Annotated in this window: 1 protein-coding gene; it reads left to right on the forward strand. The window is 76.5% G+C overall.

From position 1 onward, the window contains the following. The coding region (locus tag QN345_RS19885) for a DUF4129 domain-containing protein (RefSeq protein ID WP_323509223.1) at window positions 1-378 on the forward strand (378 nt) is incomplete at both ends.

The raw sequence follows: 378 nt of genomic DNA on the forward strand, positions 1-378 counted from the left end.
GTCGACGGGAAGCGGAGCCGCGAAGACGCCCGGGAACGATGCAGGCACGCCCGGACGCGTTGCGCTCATCCTCGGAGCGCTCGTCGTCGTACTCGCCGCTCCGGGTGGCATCCGCCTGCTTCGGAGCAGACGACGGCGCAGGGACCTCGCCAGGGGCACGGCAGGGGGCGCCGATGCCTGGCGGGAGCTCGTCGACACGGCCGTCGACTTCGGGGTCAGCGTGCGCGCCACGGAGACGCCCCGGGAATTCGCGGCGCGGATCGGCGCCCTGCCCGGCCTCACGGGCACCGGTGGGGCGGCAGCCGGTGCAGCACTTGCCCGGTTGCTGGCCGCGGCCGAGCGACACCGGTACGGCCGCCCGGTCGCCGGGGCGCCGCC

The sequence above is a fragment of the Cryobacterium sp. 10I1 genome, from assembly GCF_035019805.1.
Classification (GTDB): domain Bacteria; phylum Actinomycetota; class Actinomycetes; order Actinomycetales; family Microbacteriaceae; genus Cryobacterium; species Cryobacterium glucosi.